We start from the raw sequence: 24,624 nt of genomic DNA on the forward strand, positions 1-24,624 counted from the left end.
GTGCAAGCTCTACCTTTTTTTAATCAAGATCACTAGGAGATGGCTTGTAAATAAATTGCTCAGGCTCGACAGATAGCATTTTTCTCATTAAGGTTTGCGCTGCTGTTTGAGCAACATGCGTAATCAGTTCGCGGTTTGTATTGTCGCCCATTTCATACGTAATTGAATGTATGTTGTACTCATCTGCAAGGAATTGTTTAAATACGCCTCTGCCGGGGCTAGTACCGGGTGAAGGGCGAACGGTAAATGAAGACACCGTTGCCTCTTTTAGTTGCTTCAACCAGTCCTCGGAAAAAGTGGGGGCTGCAACGGCATAGTCACTTGGCATGGTGTAAAAGATATCTTGTTGGGTTGAATGAAAATCTAATGCGAACACAAGCCGTTGTTGTTCAACCAGTGTTTTATTTAACCAAGCTTGTACCTGTTGAGTTTCAACTTGGGTAAACTTTCCCCAATCTCTATTTAGGTCGGCGCCTTTGGTGTTGTGACGCCAGTTTCCGTTAGCCACACCATCAGGGTTAAGATTAGGAATAATCATGACATTAAAACGGCTTAAAAAGTCAGTATTAAGCTGCTGTTGAGTCGCCAGTTCTTGTACAAAAGAAATCAGTGCTAAGGCACCTGTAATTTCGGGTGGGTGCTGGCGGCCAACGATCAAAAGCCATTCTTTGTTTTCAGGTGTAGAATGAACAAGTGCATCAATACCTCGGCCTTCGGTCGACATACCCAGCGCTTGCAGCTTAAAACCAGATTCTTTCGCCAGCGTTTGGCTCCACTGTGCATAAAATGCATTATCAATGACTTCTTGGCCTGCAATATAAAAGTCTTGTTGTTGCAGTTGTACATTTATATGAATTGCGTTGTCTATTATATCAAATGGAAGCGCCTGCCATTGCTTACCGTCAATGCTCATTTTAGGTAGATATCGCGGTTTTGCTTTTTCACCTTTAATTATAATACTAATTTGCTGATTTTCAGTGCTCTTGTTGACCACTTTAAATGCATACCACGGGCTTGGGTTAATAGGGCGATTTTCTGGTTTGCTTAGCAACTCAAATTGGTTTTCAGATAGTTGTTTACATTGGTCTATTTTGCCCGCTTCAAAATTGGTTTTAAAGTGCACATTTTTGAATTCGCAAGCGTGTGTTGAGGTACTAAAACACAGTGAAAGCACAGCTAGCGCAATTGCCGCAACCACTGATTTTGGCGCTCGGTATATTCTAACAAAATGAATAAACGTTGCTGATGAAGATAAAATTAACATTGTTACCCTATTCCTTATTCTATTTATAAAAACCGGTTGTCACCAACCAGCTCAATTTTTGCAATTTTAAGGCAATAGCTGGTTCGAGGCCAGCGCTGAAAATATTCCCTTCTGGAGTTTGTTGACACAAGACAGAGTATAGAACACAAGCCATTAAATACGTACCTGCGTTACTTAGATGTTTTAGATCTTTTCGATAGGTGAGTTTAGGCTTATCGCTTGTTTCATTTTTCAGCCCCAATACATCGGGCACAAATAGATCAATTTGGGGAAGCTGTTGTTCAGCAAACCAAAAAGCGACACCTACTGGAACGACCAATACATCCTTCATAGGATGATACAAAGACACAACGTGAAGTGTGACGCAGCTAAGCGAGCACTCATGAGAACACCCAGGGCGCTAACCAAACCGCTACTATGCTGAGTATAATCATACCAATAATATTTAAAATTAAGCCTGCTCTTATCATTTGCGGAATGTTAAGCACACCTGAGGCAAATACAATGGCATTAGGCGGCGTTGCCACCGGCAGCATAAATGCGCAACTGGCGGCTAAGGTGATGGGGACGCATAATAGCAGCGGTGACACGCCCAGCTCTAGCGCTACCGCAGCAACAACCGGCAAAAATGTAGCGGCTGTGGCTACGTTACTAGTCAGTTCGGTTAAAAATATCACCAAACCAGATGCGGCAATAACTAAGGCGAAAATGCCAAATGTGTCAAGGTAGGTCAGATTACTGCCAAGCCAGGTCGCAAGGCCAGTTGATGATACTGCTGCGGCTAAACTTAAACCGCCACCAAATAAGATGAGGACGCCCCAAGGCAAGCGATTAACATCGTGCCAAATCATAATTTGAGGTTGTGCTCTATCGCCACTTGGAAGCAAGAACAGCAGCATGGCTGCTGTCATAACAATCCCTGTGTCGGTTAGGAAATCGATGCCTAACAGGGCAGAAATAGGACGACGGGCAATCCAAAATAGCACCACAAGTGAGAATACCACCGCAACGCGCTTTTCTGCATGACTCATGGCACCTAATTCATTGCGTAACTTGGTGAGATGTTGATTAACTGCTGGGTTTGCCGGAATATCAATGTTGAAACTCCAGCGAGTAAGTGAATACCAGGCGAGGGGAAGCATGCACAACGTGACCGGAACACCGACTAGCATCCAACTGGCAAAGGTAATTTTAATATCATAGTTGTCATTTAGAAAAGCCGCTAAAAGGGCATTTGGTGGCGTACCAACAAGTGTGGCAAGGCCGCCTATTGTTGCTGCATAAGCAAGTCCTAATAGCATAGCTGCTTGAAAAGATTTGGTTTTTTTCGGGTCTAGATGTGTGTTGTTATCGGCAATCACTTTGGCAACTGATAGTGCTATTGGCATCAGCATCATGGTGGTGGAGGTGTTTGTCATCCACATCGACAGTAGCGCGGCCACAACCATAAAACCGCCAATCAAACGACGTCCATCAGTGCCGGTATAACTGAGAATAGCCAGTGCAATCCTTTTGTGCAAATCCCACCTTTCCACCGCTAGGGCTAATATAAAGGCGCCTAAAAATAGATAGATAATTGGGTTTGCATAGGCAGAGGTTGCTTCTGCTAAGCTGCTAATTCCTAAAAAAGGAAAAGTGACAATGGGTAAAAATGCGGTTACAGGTACTGGCACGGCTTCTGTTGCCCACCATATTGCCATCCACATACCAACAGCGGCGACACGCCAAGCAGCAGGCTCCATAGTGGTTTGTGAGTTGTCAAACAACATCATGATGACAAAAATTAGGGGGCCCAATAATAGACCAATGTCTTGATACCGCGCGCGATGTAAATCAGTAGTTTCAGGCAAGCTTGTGCTCATTCCTTCACCTTTTTTGAGTCGAATGGAAAAATACTAAAGAAGAGAGCAGGCGTCTATATAAAGAGCGCCTGCCAGCAGACAGTAGTGCTAGAACTTAGCTCTGACATCTAGGTAATAGCTGCGACCGAAATCACGATGTGCATCAGAAAAGAAACCAAAGTAGCGGTCAGCTAATGGTGCTCGTTCGTTGCTTAAATTTCGAATACCAAAGCGAACTCTGGTGTCCACATCGTTAACATCAAAGCGATAATCAAGCGTCGCATTATAGGTTGTCATGGAGGGTATGATATATCGAGTACCATCTTCAAGTGTCAATGAACTCTGATAAAAACTCCCAATTCTATTGCCACTCAGTGAAGCGCCAAACGAATCTTTTCTCCATGAAACTCTAGCAGAATGACGTTGTTCCTGATTGCCATCTTGGCCAATCAAGTCAGCAAAACCAGAAACAGGATAGCTAGCCGGTATTAAACCACTCTCTTGCGCTTGCACTAGAATGGCAGCATTACCGCCAGCCTCCTGTTCAAACTCTTCAATGAAAGAGCCGTTATAGCTGAGCTTGAATTTACCCACGGTAGTGTCGATATCATAATAAACACCAATATCGTAGCCCGCTAGGTTACGGTTATCTAGGTTCGCATATTGATCGTCAATAAAGCGAATGTCACCGGCAGGGCATATTCCTGATGCTGTATATATTGCTGCTTCATCACTACTTGCGTCGGTGCGTGTCACTGCCGAGTTAAATTGGTTTGAGTCGCAATTACTATTGCCATTTTCAAGTCTAAGGAATAGATCTAATAGTGTGTGGTTTTCTTCACCAAATAATCCAATGGTATTTTCTTTTTCTATTGACCAATAGTCAAAGGTTAAGGTGAAGTCTTGGTTTGGTGTAAAAACAAAGCCTAAAGACGTGTTAATCGACTCCTCAGGTTCAAGAGCATCGCTACCTTGCGCAATACGTTGTATTGAATTTCGACAATCCAGCGTATCTTGCTCAATGTCGCCACCATTTTCTGCGGCGTATAAGCACGCATAATCGGTGCGCGTGTTGTTTCGAGCCACAATACTTTCGTTAATGGTGACTAAGTTAGGTGCTCTGAAGGCTTCAGACCATGAACCTCGCAACAGCAACGACTCGATAGGGCGATAGCCAAAGGCGAGTTTGCCAACGGTTGTGCTACCAACATCAGAAAAGTCTTCGTAGCGTATTGCTGCCTGCATATCAAAATTTTCAAACAGTGGAATTTGTAATTCAGCAAACACCGATACTACATCTCTTTCGCCGCTATTATCTGGCGTAGGGCTTGAGTTAACAACGTCAGAAACAAAGGGGTAGGTATCACCTTCGTAGTCGGTAAATACGATAGTTCCATCCAGTCTGTCGTCTCGATCATCAATGAAAGACTCTTCACGATATTCGAAACCAATCACAAAGCTGAGAGGACCAGCGGGCAGTTCATAAAGGTCAGCGTTTGCGAACTTTGCATCAAGCATCGTCAGTTCAGTTTCATTCTTGCGCACAACATCAATCAACGCGCGCTCAATATTTGAATCTAAACCGCCACTAAACGGATTGTACGCGGCAGGCGTGGGGTCAAATAAAGCCTCAGACATTAAAATATTCGATACCCGATTTTTGGTAATATCTTCTTTGGTGGCTTTTGAATGCAAAAATGCGGCTTCCCAATCCCACTCACCAAATGAGCCTCTTAGTCCTTGTAGGAAACGATAGGTATCGCCGTCATTATTAACGATCCGTGGCAACTCAGCAAAACGATAATTATCAATAGTCAGTTCTAAACCACTGCAAGGTACGTCTGGGATCAATGCGTTATCTAGTCTGTTCGGTGAGCCACAAGGACCGAAAGGATTGTAATAGTTTTCAGCACCAACGCGCAGTTTTGAGGTACTGAACGAGGCTGTTGCATGACGGCGTAAATTTGTTTTAGACTGGTAAAAGGACACTTCTGTAAAGCTTTCCATGCCATTTTCAAATTCATGATTCACAAACAAAAACATACTCGCGCGCTGTAGCTCTGAACTTAAATCACGATCCGCGTTTAAGTTCAGTCTATTGGTGCCTTGACCATCAATACCACCACAGGTTGTCGCATTTAGCGCGTATTGGCAACGTGCGTCACCAATAGGGAAGGTTTCAAACTCACCTGAGCTATCGGTAAATATATCTCTGACGCCAGCACCAGAGGCGCTGCTGACTAAATCAAATTGTCCGAATAGTGAATTTGCTGAATTGTTTCTAAATGCGAAGTCACCAAACCAAGGTGAGTCTTCAGGCACGCGATCCCTAAAGTCTGAATTAGACCACCTTGGATCGTCTTGTGAATTGACTCTGTCGCGCGAGAAATAGTTAAAAAATGTACTGACGTTGGTGCGGCCATTATTGAAGTCTTTACCCCATTCAACCGTTAGCGTTTGTGTATCACGGGGTATTTCGTCGTATTCTGACCAGCGACCAGATACGGTCAGTCCAACAAAGTTTGATTTTACAACGTGGTTTACCACGCCCGCTACCGCGTCGGCACCGTAAATAGCAGAAGCGCCGTCTCGAAGTACTTCTACGCGACTCAAACCTGCGATAGGAATGGTGTTAACATTAACCGAGTTGACGGGTACAAAACTACCACCAACTTCTTCAGTTTGATAGGATGCTGAATTAACCATCCTGCGACCATTCAGTAACACTAATGTGTTACCGGTGCCTAAATTTCTGAGGTTATAGGTACCAATATCACCGCGAGCAGAATTCACACCGCCGCCAATATTTTCAGCTTCATTAAAGAAGTTTTGTCCATTCTCAGGGATGAGTTGTAGTAAATCATCCAGTGAATCGATGCCTAATTCGCCAATCATTTCCGAGTCAATGACGGAAACGGCTAAGGCTTCAGCTACCTGTCCACCGCGTATGTTTGAACCAATAACTTGTATTTTTTCTATCTCTTTATCATCACTTTTGATTTCGGCTTGTTGTGCAAAAGCAGAAATCGACAACACTGACGCAATTGTTAACGACAGCAATTTGGGTGCAAAAGTGACTAGTTTGTTGTGTGGTGCAGAATTCTTCATGGGTGTTCCCGTTGTTATTATTGTGTGCCTAATATTTTATTAACGCGCTTACCGTGAAAAACCCCTATTTAAGAAAATAAAAAAATATAATTTGGAGCAACTTAATTGAACATCTGGTGCGATTAGAGCGCACAAACGAAGCGTAATTATTAATCTATATGGGTAATATGAGGGAGCAGGTGGCTGTGCAAAATTCGCTTTCAGCCAATAAACGTAGAGACGGGGTCTTGATTGGGATTGACTCTCAGGAGATAAGATCCAAGCTTATAGAATAGAAAACATATCGAGCTGAAATGTCACGAAAATAAGTTTGTTTTTATTGCTTTGGTATTGTTCCTTATTCCTTATTCCTTATTTTGCTTATAAAATCCAGATGTCACCAACCAGCTCAATTTTTGCAGTTTTAAGGCAATGGCTGGATCGAGCCCCGCTGTGAAAATATTGCCTTCCGGGGATTTTTGGTACAACGCAGAATATAGAACACAAGCCATTAAATACGTACCTGCGTTACTTGGGTGTTTCAGATCTTTTCGATAGGTGAGTTCAGCGTTGTCGCTTGTTTTGTTTTTCAGCCCCAATACATCGGGCACAAATAGGTCAATTTGAGAGAGTTGTTGTTCCGCAACCCAAAAAGCGACACCTACAGGAACCACTAATACGTCGAGTTCGTTGGCCAATGACGTGTAGGCATTGGCAAGGTCAATGCCCATGTCAGGTTGCCCTTTGTAACCCCAAGTCATCAGTAAGATAGGTTGTAGTTGCTGGGCTTTAATTAGGCTGACCGCTTGTTTTACCGATTTTTTAAATCTCTCCCGGGTTTTTGGATCAATCGGCTCGTTGCTGTGTCCTTGCAAAATTACCGCTTCCCAAGTGCCTTTTGGTTTACTTAGTAAGTAAGTTAAGTCATCTATGTGTTCATGCATATATCCGCCGGACAATGTTGACAAGCGGAGTCGATTTTTACCTACTTGCCATTCATCGTTCGCTCTAATTAAGCTGCCAAGGTGGTTGTGTACGCCATTGTTATAAAAGCTAAAGCTATTACCGATGAACAGGGCTTTTTTTACCTCGTCAGCAGGCACAACATTGGCTTGAATTAGCGTGGTCTTTTGGTTTTGTGCCAGCCCATTTAATGACAATGTGCACAGCACCGCTAATACAAAAAAGTTTACTACTGTGTTTTTCATAAATCAAAACCTCTTAATGTCGTATTCCATTGTTCTTTTACCAGAGCCTGTCACGAGAGCCTGTCACGAGAGCCTGTCACGAAAAAACCAAGGGCGCTAACCAAACCGCAACGACACTTAATAGCAGCATTCCCACAATATTGAGTATAACACCCGCACGCACCATCTGCGGAATACTGACTACCCCTGAAGCAAATACGATGGCATTAGGTGGCGTCGCAACGGGCAGCATAAAGGCACAACTTGCTGCTAGTGTTATCGGCACACACAACAATAATGGTGACACACCGAGTTCTATAGCAACGGCCGCGACGACCGGCAAAAATGTAGCGGCGGTGGCGACATTACTAGTCAGTTCGGTAAGGAAAATGACCAAGCCGGTGGCTGCAATAATTAAAGCAAAAATACCGAAGGTGTCCAAATAAGTCAAGTTACCACCAAGCCATGCTGCTAAACCCGAAGAGGAAACTGCAGCTGCTAAACTTAAGCCGCCGCCAAACAAGATCAGCACGCCCCATGGTAAGCGATTAACATCGTGCCAAATCATCAATTGTGGTTGCGTGGTATCGCCACTAGGGAGTAAAAACAAGAGTAAAGCTGCGCTCATTACAATACCGGTGTCGGTCAGGAAATCGATGCCTAGCAGAGCAGAAATAGGACGACGAGCAATCCAAAATAGCACTACCAGTGAAAATAGCACGGCAACACGTTTTTCGGCATGAGTCATGGCACCTAATTCATTGCGTAATTTGGTCAGATGTTGATTAACCGCAGGGTTTGCTGGAATATTAATTTTGAAGCTCCAACGAGTAAGCGAATACCAAGCAAGGGGCAGCATACAAAGCATGACTGGAACACCGACTAGCATCCAACTAGCAAAGGTAATTTTAATATCATAGTTGTCACTTAGAAAGGCAGCTAAAAGGGCATTCGGTGGCGTACCGACCAGCGTGGCAAGGCCACCAATAGTGGCGGCGTAAGCGAGGCCTAGCAGCATGGCTGTTTGAAACGATTTGGTTTGTTTAGGATCCAAATGTGTATTGTTATCGGCAATCACTTTGGCAACTGATAGTGCTATGGGCATCAGCATCATGGTGGTGGAGGTGTTTGTCATCCACATCGACAATAGGGCGGCAACAATCATAAAGCCGCCAATTAGACGACGTCCATCGGTACCGGTGTAACTGAGAATAGCCAGTGCGATCCGTTTGTGTAAATTCCATCTTTCCACCGCTAGGGCTAATATAAAGGCGCCTAAAAATAGATAGATAATTGGATTTGCATAGGCAGAGGTTGCTTCTGCTAAGCTGCTAATTCCTAAAAAAGGAAAGGTGACAATGGGTAAAAATGCAGTGACAGGCACCGGCACGGCTTCTGTTGCCCACCATACTGCCATCCAAATTCCAACGCCGGCAACGCGCCATGCCGTCGGTTCCATGGCTGTTTGCGAATTACCAAGCAACATCATGATGACGAAAATTAGGGGGCCTAACAGTAGACCAATGTCTTGATACCGTCCGCGATGTAGATCGGTGGTTTCAGGCAAGCTTGTGCTCATTCGATTACCTTATGTGTCAAATGCGAGAATAAAGAGGGTGTGGCAGGCCTCCGTATAAAGAGTGCCTGCCTATAATGATGCTAAAACTTTGATTGGAAATCTAAGTAATAGCTGCGACCAAAATCGCGATGCGCATCGGCAAAGAAGCCGAAATAGTTGTCCGACAATGGTGCTCGTTCATTGCTTAGGTTACGAATACCAAGGCGAATACGAGTATCAACGTTATTTATATCGAAGCGGTAATCAAACGTCGCGTTATAGGTTGTCATCGATGGTATGACATAACGAGTGCCGTCTTCTAGGGTTAATGAGCTTTGATAGAAACTACCAATTTTATTGCCACTTAATGAAGCACCAAAAGCATTTTTTCTCCATGATACTCTGGCCGAATGGCGTTTTTCTTGGTTACCGTCTTGACCAATCAAATCTGCAAAGCCAGCAACAGGGTAGCTAAGTGGAATTTGACCGGCTTCTTGTGCTTGCACAAGAATAGCGGCATCGCCTCCGGCTTTCTGTTCAAATTCTTCAATGAAAGAGCCATTGTAGCTGAACTTGAACTTACCCACGTTAGTGTCGATATCATAATAAACACCAATGTCGTAGCCGGCTAAATTACGCTCATCTAGGTTGGCATATTGGTCGTCAATAAAGCGAATATCACCTGCGGGACAAATGCCGGCCGCTTGGTATATAGCCGCTTCGCCTGCGCCTGCATCATCTCGCGATACGGTTGGGTTAAACGTTGCTGAAGCACAATTAGTGTTACCATTTTGAAGTCTAAGGAATAGGTCTAACAGTGTGTGGTTTTCTTCACCAAATAAGCCAATCGTATTTTCCTTTTTAATTGACCAATAATCAAAGGTGACGGTAATATCTTCATTCGGCGTAAAAACAAAACCCAACGATGTATTGATGGATTCTTCAGGATTAAGTGTTTTACTACCTTGAGCAATACGCTGTATTGAATTTCGACAATCCAGCGTCGTTTGGTCAATATCGCCGCCATTTTCTGCCGCGTATAAGCACGCATAATCGGTGCGCGTGTTGTTACGTGCCACAATACTTTCATTAATGGTAACTAGGTTAGGCACTCTGTAGGCTTCAGACCATGAACCTCTTAAAAGCAAAGATTCGATAGGGCGATAACCAAAGGCTACTTTTCCAACCGTGGTGTCACCAACATCAGAAAAGTCTTCATAGCGAATTGCAGCTTGCATATCGAAGTTTTCAAAAATCGGAATTTGTAGTTCAGCAAATACTGAAACAACCTCTCTCTCGCCGCTACTATCTGGCGTAGGGCTTGAGTTTACAACGTCAGACACAAACGGGTAGGTATCACCTTCAAAATCGGTAAATGCGATGGTGCCATCCAAACGGTCATCGCGATCATCTTTAAAGGATTCTTCACGATATTCGAACCCAAGCACAAAACCCAACGGTCCTGCGGGTAATTCATAAATGTCAGCATTTGCGAATTTGGCATCAATCATTGTTAATTCAGTTTCACTTTTACGAAAAACGTCGATCAATGCCCGCTCAATATTGGAGTCCACACCACCACTAAATGGATTATATGCAGCCGCAGTGGGGTCAAATAATGCCTCTGTGATTAGGATGTTAGAGACACGATTTGACGTAATGTCGTCGGTGGTGGCTTTTGAATGTAATAGTGCCGTTTCCCAATCCCATTCACCAAATGAGCCTCTGAAGCCTTGTAGGAAGCGATACGTGTCGCCGTCGTTATTAACAATGCGGGGCTGTTCGGCAAACCGGTAGTTATCAATAATGAGTTCCAATCCACTGCATGGAACATTTGGGATTAGCGCAGCATCTAGTCTGTTTGGTGAGCCACAAGGACCGAATGGGTTGTAATAGTTTTGCGCACCAACACGCAATGCCGATGTGGAGAATGATGACGTAGCATGGCGTCGTAAATTTGTTTCTGATTGGTAGTAGGATAATTCGGTGAAGCTTTCAGTGCCATTTTCGAATTCGTGGTTAACAAAGACAAATACGCTAGAGCGTTCTAACTTCGAACTTAAATCGCGATCTGCATTTAAATTAAGTCTAAATGTACCTTGCCCATCGATACCACCGCACGTTGTTGCATTTAGGTTATATTGGCAACGTTCATCACCAATAGGGAAAGTTTCAAACTCGCCTGAGCTGTCCGTGAAAATATCTCTGAGACCGGCAGCAGTCGCGCTACTGACGACGTCAAATTGGCCGAATAAGGAGTTTGCTGTGTCGTTTCTAAAGGCGGTATCGCCAAACCAAAGTGAGTCTTCAGGAACGCGGTCACGAAAGTCTGAATTAGCCCAGCGTGGATCATCTTGGGAATTTACTCTATCACGTGCATAGAAGTTAAAAAACGTACTTACATTAGTGCGGCCATCATTAAAATCTTTACCCCATTCAAGGGATAGGGTTTGCTCTTCGCGCGGTATTTCGTCGTACTGTGCCCAGCGTCCGGATAATGTAAGGCCAACAAAATTTGATTTTACAACATGGTTTACGACACCGGCGACTGCATCAGCTCCGTATATTGCGGATGCACCGTCACGTAAAACTTCTACTCGACTCAAGCCTATGATCGGTATGGTGTTAATATTAACTGAGTTGACAGGCACGAAACTGCCGCCAACTTCTTCGGTTTGATAAGATGCTGAGTTGACCATTCTGCGGCCATTCAGCAAGACTAATGTGTTACCTGTGCCCAAATTTCTTAGGTTGTAAGTACCAATATCACCGCGAGCAGCATTCACACCACCGCCGATATTTTGAGCTTCATTAAAGAAGTTTTGGCCGTTCTCAGGAATGAGTTGTAATAAATCATCCAACGAATCAATGCCTAGTTCGCCAATAGCTTCTGCGTCGATTACCGATACAGCAAGTGCTTCGGCAACTTGACCGCCGCGTATATTTGAACCAATAACTTGTATTTTTTCTATATCTTTATCGTCTTTTTTTACTTCTGCTTGTTGTGCAAATGCGGAAATAGACAGCACTGAAGCAATGGTTAAAGACAGTAGTTTAGGCGCAAAGGTGCCTATTTTGTTGCCCTGAGAAGGTTTGTTCATCGGTATTCCCGTTATTATATATTTTGATTATCAATTTAATAACGCTCTAGATTTATAAACCCCCTACTAGCCAATATAAAAATAAATAAAATGTATAAAAGGAATGAGAATTTAACAAAAGTGAATGAAATTCAGATAAGTATTTATAATTTAGAAAAGTGATTAGAACTGAGACAAGTGATTGGAATTCAGATAAGTGCTTAGAATTCAGACAAATGATTGGAATTCAGATAAGTGCTTAGAATTCAGGTAAGTGTTTAGAATTCAGATAAGTGTTTAGAATTCAGATAAGTGTTTAGAATTCAGATAAGTGCTTAGAATTCAGGTAAGTGTTTAGAATTCAGACAAGTGTTTATAATTTAGAAAAGTGCTTAGAATTCAGGTAAATGATTAAAATTTAGATAAATACTGGGATTTTAGAAAAGTGATTGTATAGCAGGAATAAACAAACCGCAGAAAATAAGTCCAATGGCTAATGTATAAGCCCAAGATGAGGTTCCAGAGTGCTCCGCAAAAGAAGGACCCGCAAAAGAAGGACCCGCAAAAGAAGGACCGGCAAAAGAAGGCTCGACCAATAAACCTTCAGACGGATTGTTCGTTTGAGTAGGGAAAGGCAATACCACCGATTTATCAATCATGTCGTACATAGATTTTGTGCAGGCGCTGCGAGCCCAAATTTCAGACAATTCAAAATAGGCTTGTTGATGCGAAGGGTCCTTCTGCAGCCAATCAAAAAAAACAGTATGCGTGTCTTCAGATGTCCCAGAAATCTGGCTATTGTCAAGCACAGCAATCCACGAAGCTGCTTGTTCTAGCACTTCATTAGATACTTCATAGCCTGACCATTCTTCTATATTCAACGTGCTGCCTTACTCATTCGTTTAGCTGACATTACGTGCTCATCGTGTTTGCTTGGCAATTGTTCAAACATATACTTACGACATAATACTAACCCTTTGGTGAGGTGATTTTCCACTGTTTTCGTAGAAATATTTAGTATATTAGCAATTTGTTGATGTGATTTTCCATATAACTTTCGTTGAATAAACACCTGCCTACAAATCGGCGGCAGACGATTTATGACAACAATTAAGCGACAGTTTTCGTTGTCAGTAATTGCTTGCTCCTCTGCGTTCCGTTCAACCTGACACTCTGCAGCAGTAACTTGGCTATGCAGCGTTAGTTGCGATTCTGCGTATCTATCTTCCACTTTTTTATGGCGAATGGCACTTAATGCTAAGTTTTTGGCAATCAGGGTTAGCATGGGTCGTAACCCTTGCAATAACTCTGCATAATTGTGATGACTTGGTTTATTTTTTACTAACAGATAGAGTTTTAAATAAGCTTCTTGGGCTATTTCTTCAGCTTCGCTAGTGGTCACGAGTTTGTTTAAAAAACTGAGTAAACTTGTTTTAGACCCATGCATGAAAATCGATAAAGCTTCATCCAGCAATTTATTATTATTTTTACTTTCGTAGATACTCAATTTGATTTACCTCTTGCAATAAGCAAGAACAATTTCTCTTACGTTTGCTAGAAATAACACTGATTTTGTTTTTTTACAAATATTTTACATCTTCGGCTAATCGGTGACTGCATAATTGCTTGTTTAGTGTTGTTTAAGGCTTATCTGTTGCAACATGATTACCAATTTCCTCTAGGCAGCCCGTAACCGTATTGCTCAGTCAGCAAGCATTTATTGCACAAGGGCTTTACCATCGATAAGCGCTTTTTTAAGGTGCTCAGTAGTCTATTAGTGCGAGTTCTGTGTATAATGTTTGTAAGCGTTAATGATTTACATTTTTATGTACAGTTTTAGAAAGAATCCATCAGTCAATAGGAGACAACGTAGTATGCGCAGCGTGAGTATTTTCGCAGGTTCTGTATATGGTAATGCCCAACATGTGGCAGAAGAAGCAAAAACGATGTTTGAAAGCAAAGGGATTAAATGTGAGGTTTTTACAGATCCTGAAACATCAGATTTTAGCGAAGCGGAATCGGTTGTGGTGATCAGTTCTACTACAGGCCAAGGTGACGTTCCTCCCAATTTAGAGTTGTTTCACAGTGATTTACGCGACGAATTTCCGTTAATGAACGGCAAACCGTTTGCGGTTGCAGCATTAGGCGACAGTAGCTATGGCGATAGTTTTTGCGGTGGTGGTCGTCAGTTTCAAGAGTTACTATTGGAGCTGCAAGGTAAGCCAGTGGCAGAAATGTTAGAGGTGGATGCTATTGAAACACTTGCTGCTGAAGAAGATGTTGTGCCATGGCTAGAAGGGCTTGTTGACGAGTTAACCGCGTAAACGATAGGATGCTCTTAACGCGTCTGAATTAGATAAAAGAAGCTTTGTAATAGCGCAATACGCTGTCTTTTAAGACACAAAAAGCAAAAAATGAGCCTAATAACAGTATTGTTAGGCTCATTTTTTTTGCTCGTGTTTTTTATCTATTCAGCGCCACGTAGGATCTCATTAATGCCAACCTTGGCTTTCGTTTTAGCATCTACTTTCTTTACGATGATGGCAGCATATAAGCTATGCGTTCCGCATGGGCTTGGCAAGCTACCCGACACCACGACCGACCCAGCAGGAACCCGACCATAAGTCACTTCACCGGTTTCGCGATCGTATATTCTGGTGCTTTGGCTAATATATACACCCATTGAAATTACACAGCCTTTTTCAACAATAACACCTTCAACGATTTCAGAGCGTGCACCAATAAAGCAATTGTCTTCAATGATTGTTGGATTAGCTTGCAATGGTTCTAAAACACCGCCGATGCCGACACCACCAGAAAGATGCACGTTTTTACCAATTTGTGCACACGAACCAACCGTCACCCATGTGTCGACCATAGTGCCTTCATCTACGAAAGCGCCAATATTGACATAAGAGGGCATAACAACTACATTGCGGCCAATAAATGAGCCTGTACGCACTGCTGCTGGTGGCACAACGCGCATACCTTCCTCAGCAAAACGCGCCGCCGTATAATCTGTGAATTTCAACGGGACTTTGTCGTAATAATTAGTCTCAGCACCTTCGACAAGTTTGTTATCGTGGAGTTTGAAGTAAAGTAATACTGCTTTTTTTAGCCATTCATTGACTTGCCATTCACCGTCTATTTTTTCAGCAACTCGCGCTTTACCAGAGTTCAGCAACTCTACTGCATCAGTGACTGCTATTCTTATATCAGCGCTAACGTTTTGGGCCGTGAAAGTATCACGAGTATCAAATGCATTTTCTATAATGGTTTGTAAATTGTTCATATTGCTAGGTTCACTTCTGGTTGGTCTAGTTTTAACGTAATTTGTTTTTTGAGGGTGATTTCTTGGTCTTGCGTCAATGCTTTGCCCTCTTCGTTGGACACAATAAATACATCTTCTGCACGCTCACCAATGGTTGAAATTTTAGCTAGTTTTAATGTTAAATTAAGATCCACAAACAAGTGGCCTATCTTGGCTAAAAGCCCTGGGGCATCTAAAGCCTCGAGCTCAACTAAGGTTGCGTGTTCAGTAGAAGAATAAAAACGTACTTTTGTTTTTACATCTAACTGCTTCATTTGGCGTGACATTTTTCGTTTATTCGCATGCGAACGGCCAGGCTTCATTAACTGCGAACGAACAGCATCAACTAAGTTGTTGATATGAAGCTCAGAATCAATGCGTTGAGAGTCTTGATCAAGAATAATCATACTGTCAAACACATTGCCTTGCTCGGTGACTGTAATTTGTGCGTCATGGATCGAACAATTACGGCTGTCTAATACCGACGCTATTTGTGCAAACAAAGCAGGGCGATCACTGCAGTAAATCAGCAATTCAGTACCTGCTTTGGATGTGCTGTTGCTTGCACTGACCAATATTTCCTCTGCTGCTAAGGTACCTGCAGTGACGATAGTTTGGGTGTGCCATGCAATTTGAATTGGCTTAAAGCGGATAAAGTAGTCTTTACCCATTTGCTGCCAAAATAGCATTGCCTGCGCTTCGCTAATGCCTTTTTCAGCGAGCAAAGTCATAGCACCGGTTTTATGTTCTGCTACCCGCTGTTCGAGAGTTACCTGGCATTCCAAACCATTATCGAAGGCTTGCTGGGTTAATAAATACAGTTCACGCAGTAATGACGCTTTCCAGTCATTCCACAAGTTATCGTTGGTGGCGCGAATATCCGCGAGCGTTAACGCATACAGTAAATTGAGGTTTTCATGACTCTTTACGGTTGTTGCAAACTGATTAATAACGTCGGCATCATAAATATCTCGACGCTGTGCAACTACTGACATCAGCAGATGATGTTCCACTAACCAAGCAATCGTGCTTGTATCGGCCTCGGAAATGTTATGCAGCTCACAAAAACTGCGCACATCAACTGCACCCAATGCTGAGTGGTCTCCTCCTCTTCCTTTTGCTATATCATGAAAAATAGCAGCAATAAAAAGCAGTTCAGGCTTATCTAAATTTTTGACTATACGATGGCAACGCGGAAATCTTTTTGCACTGTGGTAATAGCTGTAGACATATTTAACCAAGCGATGTGTATGTTCATCAACCGTATAAGCATGGAATAAATCGAATTGCATCATGCCAACAATCTTATCCCACTCAGGTAAATACGATTGCAATATGCCGTATTTATACATGATGTCCCAACCCAAATTAAAAAATTCAGGTTGCTTCATTAAGGCAATAAAGCGGTCACGGCAGTCCTGACGATCATGGTAATACTGATGTTGAAAACGACGACGAGCATTACGTAATTGACGAATACAATCCGCGTCTAAGCCCTGCACATCTTCATGTTGACTAATGAGACTAAGAAAATCGAGTATATCAACAGGGGAGTGAAATGTTTCAGGTCGTGAGGGTGAAACTAAACCATCTTTTAAATCAAATTTGTGATTAAGAGGCGTGATTTTTTTGACTTTTTGTTCTAATACGTCATCTTCGAAGCGCAGTAACAACATACTGTTTAATTCAGATACGCGACGCACAATTCTGAAGAAAGCCTTCATCATTTGCTCAACAGCGGCTTTACCATCGCCATAACCTAATAGTTGCGCTACGTCGGTTTGATAGTCAAACAACAGTCGATTTTCACTGCGCCCTGAAATGAGGTGCAGCGCGAAACGCATTTTCCACAAATCGGAGCGGCATTCAATTAATTCAGCGTGTTCTATTTCAGTGAAATAACCGTGTCCAATTAAGGTTAAACCGTCATATTCTCGAAAGTGTTTTTTTGCAACCCAGCCAATCGATTGAATGTCACGCAAGCACCCCGGATTTTCTTTTACGTTGGGTTCAAGATTGTACGAGGTATCATTGAATTTGTGATGACGTCTTTTTTGTTCTTCCAATTTTGCTAAAAAGAAGTCTTTGCTCGACCACACCTTTGGACTATTCACTTTATCAATTAATTGCTTAAAGGTGTTTTCGCAGCCACACAGGATCCTAGCCTCAACAAGATTGGTAGCAATAGTAATGTCTGATTTTGCTAACTGTATTGTTTCTTTAACGGTGCGAACAGACTGACCTATTTCTAGCTTTACATCCCATAATAAGGTGATGAAATTACCCAGGCGTTCTTCAACGCTTGGATTTATTTTTTTATCGCTTAGTATTAATAAATCGATATCAGAATACGGCTGTAATTGCCCGCGTCCATATCCGCCAACGGCACACAGTGAAAGTGTGGGTTCTTTGTTAAGGTCTAATAACTGCCATGCATGACACAAAAGAGCGTCGGTAAAGTCGCTGCGATCAACCACAAGGTTATCCACTAACTCTTTGTTAAAAGAATTATTGAGCCATTTATAGTTAGCTTTTACTGCGCTTTTAAACGCTGCAATGTCAGTAACGTCTTTGATGCTTTGCAATTGTTGTATTTGGTCTTGAACCGACAAAGTAACTCCTTGGCCATAAAAGGACCCTAATTAGATTGAGAACTGATGCTGTGGTCAGTGCTGTTATTGGCTGCTAATTAGTGATTAATTATCCTATCAATGTCTTCTTCATCACGTAATGTCAGAATCTCAACGCCGTTTTCAGTTACCAGTAAAGTGTGTTCCCACTGTGCGCTTAAACTGCGGTCTTTGGTAACGACTGTCCAGTTGTCTGGCAAAATTTTGGAATAACGTTTACCGGCATTAACCATTGGTTCGATAGTGAAGCACATACCTGCTTCTATTAAGTCACCAGTGCCTGGTTTGCCATAATGAACTATTTGCGGGTCTTCATGAAAAACAGCACCGATGCCATGGCCACAATACTCTCTAACAATAGAGTAATTATGTGCCTCAGCATGTTGCTGACAGGCATGACCAATGTCACCAAGACGCATGCCGGGTTTCACAATTTTAATGGCATTATATAGACATTCTTGGGTTACTTTAATTAAGCGTTCAGCCAGAACTGAAGGCTTGCCAACAACAAACATTTTTGAGGTGTCGCCGTGATAACCATCTTTAATAACGGTCACGTCGATATTGACAATGTCACCATCTTTTAGTTTTTTGTCACTTGGAATGCCATGGCAAATAACGTGATTGACGGATGTGCACACTGATTTCGGAAAGGGTGGGTTACCGTAATTTAAGGGTGCTGGAATTGAGTCTTGCACATTAACGATATAATCATGGCAACGTTTATCCAGCTCATCTGTGGTGGCCCCTTTTATTACGTGCTCTCCAATCATGATTAGCACTTCTGAGGCTAGTTTGCCAGCAATGCGCATCTTGTCTATTTCTTGTGGTGTTTTTATTGTTCCAACCAAGGTCGACCTCTTCGAATTTATTGAGCTAAATTTGATTTACTATTTAATATTTACAAATAGCACTAACATTATCACTTATTAATCATCGCGTAAGCGTTATTGTAATTCACTTACTACCAACGGGTGAGACTTTTCTCAGATGGCTTGTTAGGCATTACAAACTGTTAATCACGTTTTATGGGTTTATTTTACGGGTATAAAGGAAAGGACTTCCCCAATAAAAAGTCGCTGCGAGCCCATCCATGGGACGCTGCTTAATGCGCTGAACGTCGATAATAAGTATTATTTATTCTACCCGCTCTTCAGTATACCAATTTAGTATCCGCTTAACTACGCTGACTTTGAATATCAAATATTTTTTTTTACGTTTGTTTATATCGTAGTTTAATTGCAGTTTATGGCGCGGATACAAACGTGGATTAAATTGAAGGTTTGGTTTGATTGAAATTGGGGCTTTGGCCAACGTTTGGTTGACGTTTTGGCTACCATAGCCCCTTTCGTCTTTATTTAACTTGGGGAGTAATTTGTATAGTCACTGTAGCCTTCTGCAGCGCCGCCATACCAGTGGGTTACGTCGGCATAAGGTGTTAGTGGCCAGTCGTTTTTGTAGCGCTCGGGTAAGTCTGGGTTGGTTATATAAGGACGCCCAAATGCAATCATATCTGCCCGGTTGTTGGCGATAGCGTCGTTAGCTGCTGCATAATCGTAGCCGCAGTTACCAACAATGATATTGTCGAATAACGGTCTAACGTCGGCCAGTGTCATTGGTTCGCCAAGTTCATGGAAACCGAACGCTAGGCCGTCCATTACGTGCAAATAACCAATTCCTTGTTGATTCAAATACTTGATGGCGGTTATATATAACTCGTTATAGTCGTCGCATCCCATTGCATTAAAAACCCCATTTGGAGATAAGCGAACGCCAATTGCATTGCTTGGATAAACTTCTTGCACCGCCGTAATAACTTCTCTCAAGAAACGCATTCTGTTTTCAATGCTGCCACCATATTCGTCTTCTCTTTGGTTGCTCACGCCATCTAAAAACTGGTTAATTAAATAACCATTGGCGGCATGCACTTCTACGCCATCAAAGCCGGCTGCTTTTGCATTGATAGCGGCTTGTTTAAAATCATTAACGGTATTGCTAATGTCTTCTTTGGTCATTGCTTTTGGCGTTTCATAGTCCTTTTTACCGTTTTTAGTGTGTATTTGATCGTTTGGTATTTTTATTGCTGATGCACTTAATGGCAACTCACCGTCGTGGAAGTCACTGTGTGAAGAACGCCCGCAATGCCAAAGTTGAAGCACCATTTTGCTGTTTTTTGCATGCACTTTGTCAACTATTGACTTCCAGCCGGCTACCATTTCATCGGTGTAAATACCTGGCGAGTCTATCCAGCCTATGCCTTCCTTTGAGATAACCGTGGCTTCAGCAATGACAAGGCCAGCTGTTGCCCGTTGCTCGTAATAATCAGCCATAATTTGATTCGGGATCCGAGACTCAGTGGCGCGTCCTCTAGTTAGCGGCGCTAATACGAACCTATTTTTTAATTCTGTACCAAAAAGTGATACGGGTGAATGCATTGTATTGTTGGACATATATTTTTCCATTGTTAACAGGCATCATATATGACGATGAAAATTATGAATTCAAGTGTATTAAACCCCCCTTTTTTGTTGATCCTAGCGGTCTAAAATGGTATAAAGCGCGCGCTGTTTGAGAATGTTGTAAAACTTCTCAACATTAGACAGTACAAATTAACTAAAAACACACATATACCGACACTGATCTCGGGGTGTCTAACACGTTGTTATTACAACGTTTTGGATCGAGAGCAGGGGTGTATGGAGGCCTAACCCCTAAATAGGAAAATATAAAATGGCAAACGTATCAATGCGTGACATGCTACAAGCCGGTGTTCACTTCGGCCACCAAACTCGCTACTGGAACCCAAAAATGGCTCAGTACATTTTTGGCGCTCGTAACCGAGTTCATATCATCAACTTAGAAAAGACAGTTCCTTTATTTAATGAAGCACTAAGCTATCTTTCTGGTGTTTCTCATAAGAAGGGTAAAATTTTATTTGTTGGTACCAAGCGTGCAGCAAGTATAGCCGTCAGAGAAGCAGCTGAAAAGTGTGATCAATTCTATGTAAACAAGCGTTGGTTGGGTGGTATGTTGACTAACTGGAAAACAGTCCGTCAATCAATCAAACGTCTTAAAGATTTAGAAGTACAGTCTGCTGACGGTACATTCGAGAAGCTAACTAAGAAAGAAGTGTTAATGCTTCAGCGCGAAATGACTAAACTAGAAGGTAGTTTAGGCGGTATCAAAAACATGGGTGGTCTTCCAGACGTTATCTTTGTTATCGATGCCGATCATGAGCACATTGCAGTAACAGAAGCTCGCAACCTTGGTATTCCAGTTGTGGGTGTAGTAGATACTAACTCTAATCCAGATGGCGTTGATTACGTTATTCCTGGTAACGACGATGCTATCCGCGCGGTTAATCTTTACACTAATGCTGCTGCTGATGCGATCAACGAAGGCCGTAATCAAGACATAATTGTCGCAGTTTCTGAGAAAGATGATTTCGTAGAAGCCGCAGAGTAGGTTTTATAAGTAGATTATCAAAGGGGGCTAACGCCCCCTTTTCTAAATATTCATATTTTGAGGACAAGAAAATGGCAGTGACAGCAGCACTGGTTAAAGAAATACGCGAGCGCACCGGCGCTGGTATGCTAGATTGTAAGAACGCATTAGTTGAAACTGATGGTGATATCGAGCTAGCAATTGAAAATATGCGCAAATCTGGTCAAGCAAAAGCGGCTAAAAAAGCAGGTCGTATTGCAGCAGAAGGCGTTATATTAACTAACATCACTAGTGGCAAAGCAACTATGATGGAAGTTAACTGTGAAACAGATTTCGTTGCACGCGACGAGGGTTTCCTTGCTTTCGGTAATAAATTGATTGACGTTGCTGCGGCACATGGCATCAATGATATCGACACATTACTTGCAGCTGAACTTGATGGTTCAACTGTCGCGACAGTGCGTGACACATTGGTTACCAAAATTGGTGAAAACATCAGCCCACGTCGTGTTATCAATGTTGAAGGTTCAACATTAGGCGCATACGTCCACGGCGGTCGTATTGGTGTTATCGTAATTTTGGAAGGCGGCGATGAAGAGCTAGCAAAAGACATTGCTATGCACGTTGCAGCTGCTAGTCCGCAATTCGTTAAGCCTTCTGATGTTCCAGAAGCGGTTATTGCAAAAGAAAAAGAAATTCAAATTGACATCGCTATTCAGTCTGGTAAGCCAGCTGATATCGCCGAGAAAATGGTTTCTGGCCGCATGAAGAAATTCACTGGCGAAGTCAGCCTAACTGGTCAGCCATTCATTAAAGATCCAGCACAAAGCGTTGGTGAACTTTTGAAATCTAAAGGCGCAGATGTTGTTAACTTTATCCGCTTTGAAGTGGGTGAAGGTATCGAGAAGAAATCTGAAGATTTTGCTGCAGAAGTTGCTGCACAATTGGAAGCAGCTAAGAAATAAGTGCTTCGATTGCTTTTGCAATCACCGATTCTCGGATAACATATGAAGCACCTCAATTGAGGTGCTTTTTTATAGATGTTAAAAGTGTTTACCGTCCTATTTTAGCTCTGTTTTAATGAGTATAATAAAATAGACAAAACCACTGCAAAGGACACACAATGAAGGACACACAATGATAACCATACCAAAAGCGGCTTACAGACGCATTTTGCTAAAACTGAGTGGTGAAGCCCTAATGGGCGATGAAAACTTTGGAATTGACGCCAAAGTGTTGGACCGCATGGCACTCGAAATAAAAGAAATAGTTGAGTTGGGCGTAGAAGTAGGTCTGGTTATCGGTGGTGGTAACTTATTCCGTGGCGAAGGTTTAGCCAAAGCCGGTATGCATCGTGTTGTTGGAGACCATATGGGTATGCTCGCAACCGTCATGAACGGCTTGGCAATGCGCGATGCATTGCACAGAGCTTTCGTGAATGCGCGCCTAATGTCAGCTATTCCTTTAAATGGTGTTTGTGACCCTTATAATTGGGCAGACGCTATAAGTTTTCTAAAATCCGGTAGAGTTGTGATATTCTCTGCAGGTACAGGTAACCCTTTCTTCACAACAGACTCTGCTGCATGTTTACGCGGTATCGAAATTGAAGCCGACGCCGTACTAAAAGCAACCAAAGTCGATGGTGTTTACAGTGCTGACCCTGTGAAAAATCCAGATGCCGTTTTATTAAAACGCATCAGTTACCAAGAAGTACTAGAAAAAGAATTAAAAGTAATGGACCTGTCAGCCTTTACGCTAGCTCGCGACCACAACATACCCATTAGAGTATTCAATATGAATAAACCAGGTTGTTTGAAGCGAGTCGTATTAGGTGACGACGAAGGCACCACTATCTGTCATCCAGAAGAAGTATAAAATAAGGATTTTGTTGTGATTGATGAAATTGAAATAGATGCTCAGCAGCGCATGGAAAAGAGTATTGTTGCGTTAAAAAGTCAGCTAAGCAAGATCAGAACGGGTCGTGCTCATCCAAGTTTGTTAGATAGCATTATGGTGCCTTACTATGGTTCTAATACGCCGCTAAAACAAGTTGCTAACGTAGTTGCAGAAGACAATCGCACGCTTGCGTTGTCGGTTTTTGATAAAAGCATTATTCAAGCCGTTGAAAAAGCGATTATGCAATCAAACTTAGGTTTAAATCCGATGAGTGCTGGCACTACAATACGTATTCCAATGCCGGCACTGACTGAAGAGCGCCGAAAAGATTTAATCAAAGTTGTGCGTCATGAAGCGGAGCAGGGCAGAGTTGCAGTGCGCAATATTCGCCGAGAAGCAAACAGCGATATTAAAGAATTACTTAAAGAAAAAGAAGCTAGCGAAGATCAAAGTCGTGCTGGTGAAGAGAACATCCAAACGTTGACTAACGAATTTATCAAAAACATTGATAATATTCTTGCTGACAAAGAAAAAGAATTGATGGAAGTGTAGACCCTTGAGTACCGAAAGTTCGACTAAAGAGCCGGCGTCATTCGTCGGCACTTTGCCACAGCATGTGGCCATTATAATGGATGGCAACGGGCGCTGGGCACAACAACAAGGAAAGTTAAGAACCTTTGGTCACAAGGCGGGTGTGAAAGCTGTTCGTGCATCTGTTAGGTACGCACGAAAGAAAGGCATAAAAGCACTTACCTTATTTGCTTTCAGTAGTGAAAATTGGAAACGTCCTAAGGACGAAGTTAATATTTTGATCCAGCTTTTTAATCTTGTTTTAGCGAGTGAGGTTAAGAAACTTAACAAAAATAATATTCGCCTTAAAGTGATTGGTGATTTATCGGCTTTTGATCAAAAATTAGTCGAGAAGATCCGCAAAGCCGAACTTCTGACGGAAAATAATACCGCGCTAACACTCAATGTTGCTGCTAATTATGGCGGCCGTTGGGATATCGTCAAGGCTGTTCAAAAAATAGCTGATGATGTCAAGCAAGGACGTATCAAAGCAGAAGACATCACCGAAGATAGCTTCAATCAATACACTTGTATGTCTGATTTACCGGCGTTGGATTTAATGATCCGAACGGGTGGCGATCATAGAATAAGCAACTTTTTATTGTGGCAATCTGCATATGCAGAATTCTATTTTTGTGAGACACTTTGGCCAGATTTCGACGAACAGAAGTTTGATGATGCTATTTTGGATTTCTGTCAAAGACAAAGAAGGTTTGGACAAATCGGTGCGCAAGTGAGTCCAGACAACCAAGGCTAA

General features: G+C 42.4%; 19 protein-coding genes. 6 read left to right on the forward strand and 13 right to left on the reverse strand.

Going from position 1 to position 24,624, the window contains the following annotated elements; translation table 11 throughout:
• Positions 1 to 19: 19 nt before the first annotated feature.
• From G399_RS0113655 to G399_RS0113695, 9 genes are all read right to left on the reverse strand, one after another.
• The gene (locus tag G399_RS0113655; protein WP_006013462.1) at positions 20 to 1,264 is read right to left on the reverse strand and encodes a M14 family metallopeptidase; all 1,245 of its coding nucleotides are present in this window, start codon (positions 1,262 to 1,264) and stop codon (positions 20 to 22) included.
• Between the two features lie 19 nt (positions 1,265 to 1,283).
• Positions 1,284 to 1,595 (reverse strand): hypothetical protein, encoded by a 312-nt coding sequence (locus G399_RS0113660; RefSeq protein WP_193362916.1) that lies wholly within the window; start codon positions 1,593 to 1,595, stop codon positions 1,284 to 1,286.
• 49 nt (positions 1,596 to 1,644) lie between these two features.
• A complete protein-coding gene (locus tag G399_RS0113665; RefSeq protein WP_006013466.1) occupies positions 1,645 to 3,126 on the reverse strand; it encodes an SLC13 family permease in 1,482 nt (493 codons plus the stop codon).
• A gap of 87 nt (positions 3,127 to 3,213) precedes the next feature.
• Entirely contained in the window at positions 3,214 to 6,213 is a 3,000-nt protein-coding gene (locus tag G399_RS0113670; protein ID WP_006013468.1) for a TonB-dependent receptor domain-containing protein, read from the reverse strand.
• A gap of 344 nt (positions 6,214 to 6,557) precedes the next feature.
• Complete coding sequence (locus G399_RS0113675) at positions 6,558 to 7,400, reverse strand: SGNH/GDSL hydrolase family protein (protein WP_006013470.1); 843 nt, start codon at positions 7,398 to 7,400, stop codon at positions 6,558 to 6,560.
• A 76-nt stretch (positions 7,401 to 7,476) separates the two neighbouring features.
• A complete protein-coding gene (locus G399_RS0113680) occupies positions 7,477 to 8,958 on the reverse strand; it encodes an SLC13 family permease (RefSeq protein WP_006013472.1) in 1,482 nt (493 codons plus the stop codon).
• A gap of 80 nt (positions 8,959 to 9,038) precedes the next feature.
• The gene (locus G399_RS0113685) at positions 9,039 to 12,038 is read right to left on the reverse strand and encodes a TonB-dependent receptor domain-containing protein (protein WP_006013474.1); all 3,000 of its coding nucleotides are present in this window, start codon (positions 12,036 to 12,038) and stop codon (positions 9,039 to 9,041) included.
• Between the two features lie 416 nt (positions 12,039 to 12,454).
• The gene (locus G399_RS0113690; protein ID WP_006013475.1) at positions 12,455 to 12,898 is read right to left on the reverse strand and encodes a FecR/PupR family sigma factor regulator; all 444 of its coding nucleotides are present in this window, start codon (positions 12,896 to 12,898) and stop codon (positions 12,455 to 12,457) included.
• A complete protein-coding gene (locus tag G399_RS0113695) occupies positions 12,895 to 13,524 on the reverse strand; it encodes an RNA polymerase sigma factor (protein ID WP_006013476.1) in 630 nt (209 codons plus the stop codon). The genes G399_RS0113690 and G399_RS0113695 overlap by 4 nt, the downstream gene beginning before the upstream one ends.
• 367 nt (positions 13,525 to 13,891) lie before the next feature.
• Between G399_RS0113695 and G399_RS0113700 the strand changes: the two genes are divergently transcribed.
• The gene (locus G399_RS0113700) at positions 13,892 to 14,341 is read left to right on the forward strand and encodes a flavodoxin domain-containing protein (RefSeq protein ID WP_006013477.1); all 450 of its coding nucleotides are present in this window, start codon (positions 13,892 to 13,894) and stop codon (positions 14,339 to 14,341) included.
• Between the two features lie 143 nt (positions 14,342 to 14,484).
• Here the strand turns inward: G399_RS0113700 and dapD are convergent, their stop codons facing one another.
• From dapD to G399_RS0113720, 4 genes are all read right to left on the reverse strand, one after another.
• Positions 14,485 to 15,309 carry a 2,3,4,5-tetrahydropyridine-2,6-dicarboxylate N-succinyltransferase gene (dapD, locus tag G399_RS0113705; RefSeq protein ID WP_026843741.1) on the reverse strand — a complete coding sequence of 275 codons (825 nt, stop codon included), beginning with the start codon at positions 15,307 to 15,309 and terminating at the stop codon, positions 14,485 to 14,487.
• Complete coding sequence (gene glnD / locus G399_RS0113710) at positions 15,306 to 17,939, reverse strand: [protein-PII] uridylyltransferase (RefSeq protein ID WP_006012871.1); 2,634 nt, start codon at positions 17,937 to 17,939, stop codon at positions 15,306 to 15,308. The genes dapD and glnD overlap by 4 nt, the downstream gene beginning before the upstream one ends.
• Positions 17,940 to 18,016: 77 nt before the next feature.
• A complete protein-coding gene (gene map, locus G399_RS0113715) occupies positions 18,017 to 18,808 on the reverse strand; it encodes a type I methionyl aminopeptidase (RefSeq protein ID WP_006012873.1) in 792 nt (263 codons plus the stop codon).
• Positions 18,809 to 19,315: 507 nt separating this feature from the next.
• On the reverse strand, positions 19,316 to 20,407 hold the full coding sequence (locus G399_RS0113720; protein WP_006012874.1) for an alkene reductase: 1,092 nt from the start codon (positions 20,405 to 20,407) through the stop codon (positions 19,316 to 19,318).
• A gap of 280 nt (positions 20,408 to 20,687) precedes the next feature.
• Here G399_RS0113720 and rpsB point away from each other — a divergent pair, with 280 nt between their 5' ends.
• The 5 genes from rpsB to uppS all read left to right on the forward strand — a co-directional run bounded on the left by rpsB (position 20,688) and on the right by uppS (position 24,624).
• Complete coding sequence (gene rpsB / locus G399_RS0113725) at positions 20,688 to 21,422, forward strand: 30S ribosomal protein S2 (RefSeq protein ID WP_006012878.1); 735 nt, start codon at positions 20,688 to 20,690, stop codon at positions 21,420 to 21,422.
• A gap of 71 nt (positions 21,423 to 21,493) precedes the next feature.
• Positions 21,494 to 22,366: a translation elongation factor Ts gene (gene tsf / locus G399_RS0113730; RefSeq protein WP_006012879.1), complete on the forward strand. Its 873-nt coding sequence runs from the start codon at positions 21,494 to 21,496 to the stop codon at positions 22,364 to 22,366.
• Positions 22,367 to 22,538: 172 nt separating this feature from the next.
• Positions 22,539 to 23,276: a UMP kinase gene (gene pyrH / locus G399_RS0113735; protein WP_006012880.1), complete on the forward strand. Its 738-nt coding sequence runs from the start codon at positions 22,539 to 22,541 to the stop codon at positions 23,274 to 23,276.
• 15 nt (positions 23,277 to 23,291) lie between these two features.
• The gene (gene frr, locus G399_RS0113740) at positions 23,292 to 23,849 is read left to right on the forward strand and encodes a ribosome recycling factor (RefSeq protein WP_006012881.1); all 558 of its coding nucleotides are present in this window, start codon (positions 23,292 to 23,294) and stop codon (positions 23,847 to 23,849) included.
• Between the two features lie 4 nt (positions 23,850 to 23,853).
• Positions 23,854 to 24,624 carry a polyprenyl diphosphate synthase gene (gene uppS, locus G399_RS0113745; RefSeq protein WP_006012882.1) on the forward strand — a complete coding sequence of 257 codons (771 nt, stop codon included), beginning with the start codon at positions 23,854 to 23,856 and terminating at the stop codon, positions 24,622 to 24,624.

It is taken from the genome of Brumicola pallidula DSM 14239 = ACAM 615, from assembly GCF_000428905.1.
In the GTDB taxonomy this organism is placed as follows: Bacteria; Pseudomonadota; Gammaproteobacteria; order Enterobacterales; family Alteromonadaceae; genus Glaciecola; species Glaciecola pallidula.